Origin of the sequence: Pseudoalteromonas sp. Z1A6, from assembly GCF_011378745.1 — a bacterium.
Taxonomy (GTDB): domain Bacteria; phylum Pseudomonadota; class Gammaproteobacteria; order Enterobacterales; family Alteromonadaceae; genus Pseudoalteromonas; species Pseudoalteromonas arctica.
Genome location: NZ_WTKW01000009.1, coordinates 22595 through 28594, shown reverse-complemented (window position 1 = coordinate 28594; position 6000 = coordinate 22595). Strand labels below are relative to the sequence as shown.

Sequence of the window (6000 nt, the reverse complement as noted above, 5' to 3'; positions counted from 1 at the left end):
TAGCCCAGCATTACTGGGCTTTTTTTTGTTAAGAATTTAAAAATATTAAAAAGCACTTTCAATCAAGATGAAAATTAGAGCTTCAGGGGCACACAAGCACTACTGTGAAAATAATGCTTGTATACTGCTAAAAAGAGTCACGAGAAGAAACACGAAAAAAGAGGAATACATAGTAAGTAGGTTAGTCCGCTATTGTTAACTCGCTTTGGGTTTGTATTTTAGAAGGAGTATCCTCGGCATTAGCCTGATTAAACCAAGCTGAAACACCAAGTATAATAATTGAAATAATAACTAGGCTTAATTTAACGCCACTTTGACTCGATTTCATAACACCCTCTTTGTATTTTTTATTAGTGAGAATACCTTTTACACTAATGAAAATTACAAATGTTAACAAGCTGTTTTTTAAACTAATTAGCTATCAGCTAATAACCTTTAGTTCTATCTATTGGATTATTAAGTACTAACCCCTTATCCAAGCATTCAATATTATCGGCTATTTGCTCTATAACACTATTTAAATCAGAAATCGCCGCACAATGTGGTGTAAGCGTTATTTTGGGGTTTCCCCAGTAAGGGTGATTCGACGCTAAAGGTTCTTGATCAAATACGTCGAGTGTAGCTGCGCGTAAGCTATCGTTATTTAATGCACTTAGTAAGTCTTGCTGAACAACATGAGCACCGCGTGCCACATTAATAACAACAGCATGTTTAGGTAGCTTTGCGAGCATTGAGTGATTAATAATGCCTGTCGTTGCTTGCGTAAGGGGTAATAGACATACAAGGTAGTCAACATCAGAAAGCATACTATTGAGGCCTTCCCCGCCATAAAAAATTTCGACATTAGTCGCGTTTTTATTACTTTGCGCCCAGGCACTTACCTTAAAGCCATTATTTATAAGCTTTTGCGCGCATGCTTTACCTAATTCACCAAACCCAAGTATGCCAACATGTTTATTACTATGCGCCCGCTTTGGCTTCCATGTTTGCTGTGTTTGTTTAATGTAATACTCTTTTAAACGTAACTTTTGAGCTAACACATGTGTCAGTACATATTCCGCCATATCTTCAGCTAGTTGGTCGTCAACAATGCGAACTACTTCAACACTTTCGTCGAGTAATGTTAAATCGATACTGTCTACGCCAGCACCAAATGACGACACAGCCTTTAAGTTAGGTAGCTGTGGCCACATAGATTCTGGCGCTTTCCACGCAAGTACAAAATCCACATCATGTGCGTTTTTGCAATCAGGCCATTGCTCTATCAGCGTATTTGGTAATCGCTCTTGTAACTTCGTTATTAGTTTTGTGTTGTCACGCCCAGTTATAGCAACCAATACCGACATAAATTCTCCTAACAATACACAGTTTATAAGTTAGCACTTTAAAAAGTCACACTACTGCAAAGTAACTGTCACACCCTTTTTTTAATCTTACATGTATGGCGAATAGGCCAAACGGAATATGAGGTTAATATGATAAGTGTTGATAAAGTAATTGCTGCAAACTTACCACAACTAGAGAACTCTCCAAAAGTAAAAGGTTTAGTAAAAAAAGGCCTAGGCTACTTATTACATGAACAAGAGTTTGTTGCTTTTGGTGATGCCTACCCTCACCTACAAGGATTAGAATTTGTTGAACAAGTGCTCGATGAACTCAATTTTGATACGCGCTATAAACCTAAGCAGATAGAACATATTCCTAATGAGGGTAAACTTGTTATCGTTGCTAACCACCCTATTGGTTCATTAGATGCTTTAGCACTGATTAAAGTACTTTCAACTGTAAGACAGGATTTAAAAGTAGTGGCAAACCGCATGTTGATGTCGGTTACTCCAATGCACTCACTTTTACTCCCAGTAGATAACTTATCAGGTATGAGTAAAAAACAAGAGCTTAGTAATATACAAAACCATTTAAAGGATGAAGGCGCATTACTTATATTTCCGGCAGGAGAAGTATCGCGATTAGGGCCAACAGGTATTAAAGACTGCAAATGGAATAGTGGCTTTTTACGTATGGCAAAAAAAGCTAACTGCCCTATTTTACCTATTTATGTTAAAGCCAAAAACAGTCCACTTTTTTATGGCACATCAATGATTTATAAACCTTTGGCAAGTTTACTATTAGTGGCCGAAATGTTTAAGCAGCGCCAAAAATCTTTAGAGTTTGAGATTGGCGCCTCTATCCCTCCTGAATCTTACTTAATAGAAAATCTTAAAGATAAAGAAGTTGTAAACCTCATCCGTAAACAGCTTTATAGGCTTACAACAAAAAAAGCACTGCCGCTAAAAACACAAACACCTATCGCTGTTCCCGAGTGCAGAAAAGAGCTAAAAAGAGCAATTGAGCAATGCCAACTACTTGGTAAAACGCAAGACGGTATGCATATTCATCTATACCAATATGCAGGTAGCTCACCTATTTTTAGAGAGTTAGGGCGCCTGAGAGAAATAGCATTTAGAGCAGTCGGTGAAGGTAGTGGTAAGCGTCGTGATATAGATAAATACGATATGGATTACCAACACCTTGTACTGTGGGACCCAATGCAGCTAGAGCTGGTAGGTGCTTATCGATTAGCCTGTGCACAACAGATAATACAAAAACATGGCCGCGAAGGTTTGTATACTGATAGCTTATTTACTTACACCAATGCTATGACGCCCTATCTACACCAAGGAATTGAGCTTGGTAGAAGCTTTGTACAGCCTAAATATTGGGGACGTAAGAGCCTCGACTATTTGTGGTATGGCATTGGCGCTTTTATAAAAAGCTATCCACAGTACAGATACTTGTTTGGTGCTGTAAGTGTATCAAATGCTCTACCCGAGCAAGCAAAAGCCATGCTCGTTTATTACTATCAGCATTACTATAAAAGTGGTATTGAATTAGCTACGCCTAATAATGAATTTAAATTAACTGAGCAACAGCTAACCCAGTGCAATACTCTTTTTTGCGGCAATGACGTAAAAGAAGATTTTGTAGAGTTAAAGCATGTGTTAGCTAATATGGGGGCTCAAGTCCCTACTTTATTTAAACAATACACTGAACTTTGTAAACCAGGTGGCGTGCAATTTTTAAGCTTTAGTATTGATCCCGATTTTAATAATTGTATTGATGGATTGGTATTGGTCGATCTTGAAAATGTAAAAGAAAACAAAGCCAAACGTTATTTAGAATAACCAATAATAAGAGAGTGCTTTATATTTATAAAGTACTCGATTTATATTTAATTATTTATAAATATCTGCTCTAGTAAAGTTGTATAAATAGCTTCAATTTTAAGTAAATCACTAATAGATACGTGTTCATTAGCTTGATGAATCGTATTGTTTCGCACACCACATTCAATAACTTGAGTATGGGGGCTGGCAAAAAATCGTCCATCTGATGTCCCTCCATTTGTACTTAGTAATGGGTAACTTGAAGTGTTTTTGTAAATAGCCTGCTCAATATGAGTAAGTAAACTCCAACCCGTATTATGGCTTGTATAATAAGGCTCGCATGGGCGTTCCCACTCAATTGTAAAATGCTCAGCAAACTTGTTTAGGGTATTCATTAATTGCGTTTTAACTGCTGCACTACTGTAACCGTGGCTATAACGTACATTAAATGTAATCTCACAATGACTTGGCACTAAATTATCGACCACATTATTTATGTTAATTCCAGTCACTTGTAGTGTGGTTTTTGAGCTAGCCACATCGAGTAACCAGATCTGATCACTCAAGCTATTTACTATTTTTGCAGCAATATGAGCAGCATTGAGTGTGTTTTGAGGATAAGCTACATGACCTGCCTTACCAGTAACTAAAATCCGAGCTGAAAGCGCACCACGACGGCCATTCTTAACCGTATCGCCAACTTGTGCCACACTTGATGGCTCCCCGACAATACAGCCATCTAATACAACACCTTGCTTGGCAAGCTTATTAACTATTTCTTGAGAACCAAATTCAGCCTCTCCCTCTTCATCTGACGTGATAAGCCAGTAAAGTGTCCCTGCTTTAGCGGATTTACTATTAATTAACTTTTTTGTGGCGCTAAGCATGGCGGCAACACCCCCTTTCATATCGGCCGCCCCTCTACCGTATATTGCATCATTGCGCACTCGCCCTTCAAAAGGAGGACTTAACCAACCGCTACTTGTTGCTGGTACTACATCAATGTGCCCTGAAAAAGCAACACATGGGCCATCTTTGAATTTTATGCAGGCAATTAAATTGGTTACACCATTTATAGTAAATTGCTCGCAACTTAAACCTAAATCCACCAATTTATCTGCAAGCCAATCAATTGCACCCGCTTGGTTAGGGGTTACTGATTCAAAGCGAATTAGTGTTTGTAAGTGCTCTACAACTTCTTTTTGAATATCCGTTGTTTTTGATTTTTTTTCGAATGCTTCTAAAAACATGTTAAACACACTTTATTATTTAATGTGCCTTTATTAAAACGTGAGTTTATGACTAAGCGATGTCAGCCTTAATACATTCATATGACTGTTGATGAAATAAATATGTCAATCTTTTCAAAAGCAGAACGACGCTAAATTTAATCTAAATCAATAAAGCACTCCACAAGGTTAAAATGTTTTTTAAACTTTGATCTAGAACAGGTTTTCATTTTTATTGCTCGGTAATAATAGCGCCAATCAAACAGTAGTTCTTGGAGAACAACATGAAAACTCAAATTAGCATCGCATTATTAACCTCTTTATTAGCACTATCTCCAGCTGCACACGCTAACTTTAGCGTAAATGTTGGCGCTATTAACGTAAACCCTGATAATAGTAGCTCAGCAATTAATGAAGCACCTACGCTGGGCCTTAAAGGTGATTCAGATACTCAACTAGGTATCACTGTAGATTATGCATTTAACGATCAATGGGTGTTAGAACTAATAGCAGCAACACCTTTTTCACACGATGTGAATGGCGCAGGCGGCTTAGCAGGCAACAAAATTGCAGATATAAAACAGCTTCCTCCTTCTTTAGTTGCGCAATACCACTTTTTAGACACAAGTTATGCGCTAAGACCTTTTATAGGCGTAGGCATAAACTACACTGCATTTTTTGATGAGCAACCTTCTCAAGCACTTAAAGCGACGCTAGGAACAGACGATGTAGAAGTAAAATTAGATGATTCGTTTGGCTTTATGGCTCAGGTAGGTGCTAACTATAAGATTGATAAAAATTGGGGCCTACACGCCATGGTATCAATTATGGATATTGATACCGATGCCACTGTTTATGCTAATGGTGCAAAAGCACTTACATCAACTGTTGAGCTTGACCCCGTTGTTGCTATGTTCGGTGTTAGATACAGCTTTTAAAGCATGTAACAAAGCCATGCGTAGTTAACCAATTTATAATGTGTGTTGAAAGGCCGAAAGGCCTTTTTTTCCATTTGTAAAAACTGTAAGTTACTTGGGTAAGTTACTTAACTTTTTCTGCTCTAGCATTTCTTTCCAGTGCATAACTTCACTTGGCAATATAGGTGTTTGGCCATCAAAACCAGCAACATCAAGCATTTCTTCAATACTTATAATACCTTTTTTACTTTTAAATACACCGCGTACATAAGCTATAGCATGTAAGCCACGTTCTGAATGAAACTTTTGCTCTATATAAAAGTATTTATGATCCCAGCCAACTAACTTAGTACTTATTGTATATCGCTGCATAGGTTTAATATCGCGGATATAAGTAATAGCAGTTGCGTTAACAATCGGAAACCAACGACGCTTCATTATTTGCTTTAGTAAGCCAACTCGTTCAGTCATCCACGTGCGAGATAAATCCATCATCGCGAGATAACGTGAATTAGTTAAATGTAGATTAATGTCGCAATCAGTAGGTAAAGCTTTGTAATCAATGTCCACCGTATCAAGTAAATTTTGATATTGCGTGTTTCGTTTGATTTTAAAAAACAGTAATAAAAGTCGAATATATAAGTTCACAAAAAAGGTCTTACCAGTTAAATTTATTCGAGTGTAGCATAG

Annotated in this window: 6 protein-coding genes; 2 read left to right on the top strand and 4 right to left on the bottom strand. The window is 37.5% G+C overall.

Going from position 1 to position 6000, the window contains the following annotated elements; genetic code table 11:
- Window positions 1-181: 181 nt before the first annotated feature.
- Window positions 182-328, bottom strand: a complete 147-nt coding sequence (locus tag GQR46_RS01210) for a hypothetical protein (protein WP_010555113.1) — start codon at window positions 326-328, stop codon at window positions 182-184.
- A 97-nt stretch (window positions 329-425) separates the two neighbouring features.
- Window positions 426-1346, bottom strand: a complete 921-nt coding sequence (locus tag GQR46_RS01205) for a glyoxylate/hydroxypyruvate reductase A (protein ID WP_165739471.1) — start codon at window positions 1344-1346, stop codon at window positions 426-428.
- 129 nt (window positions 1347-1475) lie between these two features.
- Here GQR46_RS01205 and GQR46_RS01200 point away from each other — a divergent pair, with 129 nt between their 5' ends.
- Window positions 1476-3182: a lysophospholipid acyltransferase family protein gene (locus tag GQR46_RS01200; protein ID WP_165739469.1), complete on the top strand. Its 1707-nt coding sequence runs from the start codon at window positions 1476-1478 to the stop codon at window positions 3180-3182.
- Window positions 3183-3229: 47 nt separating this feature from the next.
- On the opposite strand, the gene dapE is transcribed toward GQR46_RS01200, so the two are convergent.
- Complete coding sequence (gene dapE / locus GQR46_RS01195) at window positions 3230-4414, bottom strand: succinyl-diaminopimelate desuccinylase (protein ID WP_165739467.1); 1185 nt, start codon at window positions 4412-4414, stop codon at window positions 3230-3232.
- 263 nt (window positions 4415-4677) lie between these two features.
- On the opposite strand from dapE, the gene GQR46_RS01190 reads away from it, so the two are divergent.
- Complete coding sequence (locus tag GQR46_RS01190) at window positions 4678-5331, top strand: OmpW family outer membrane protein (RefSeq protein ID WP_039487096.1); 654 nt, start codon at window positions 4678-4680, stop codon at window positions 5329-5331.
- Window positions 5332-5421: 90 nt separating this feature from the next.
- Here the strand turns inward: GQR46_RS01190 and GQR46_RS01185 are convergent, their stop codons facing one another.
- A complete protein-coding gene (locus tag GQR46_RS01185) occupies window positions 5422-5958 on the bottom strand; it encodes a thioesterase family protein (RefSeq protein WP_165739465.1) in 537 nt (178 codons plus the stop codon).
- Window positions 5959-6000 lie beyond the last annotated feature (42 nt).

Excerpts from the sequence above, each read along its gene's own strand:
- GQR46_RS01190 (WP_039487096.1), top strand. The coding sequence starts at position 4,678 with ATGAAAACTCAAATTAGCATCGCATTATTAACCTCTTTATTAGCACTA.
- GQR46_RS01210 (WP_010555113.1), bottom strand. The coding sequence starts at position 328 with ATGAAATCGAGTCAAAGTGGCGTTAAATTAAGCCTAGTTATTATTTCA.
- dapE (WP_165739467.1), bottom strand. The coding sequence starts at position 4,414 with ATGTTTTTAGAAGCATTCGAAAAAAAATCAAAAACAACGGATATTCAA.
- GQR46_RS01205 (WP_165739471.1), bottom strand. The coding sequence starts at position 1,346 with ATGTCGGTATTGGTTGCTATAACTGGGCGTGACAACACAAAACTAATA.
- GQR46_RS01200 (WP_165739469.1), top strand. The coding sequence starts at position 1,476 with ATGATAAGTGTTGATAAAGTAATTGCTGCAAACTTACCACAACTAGAG.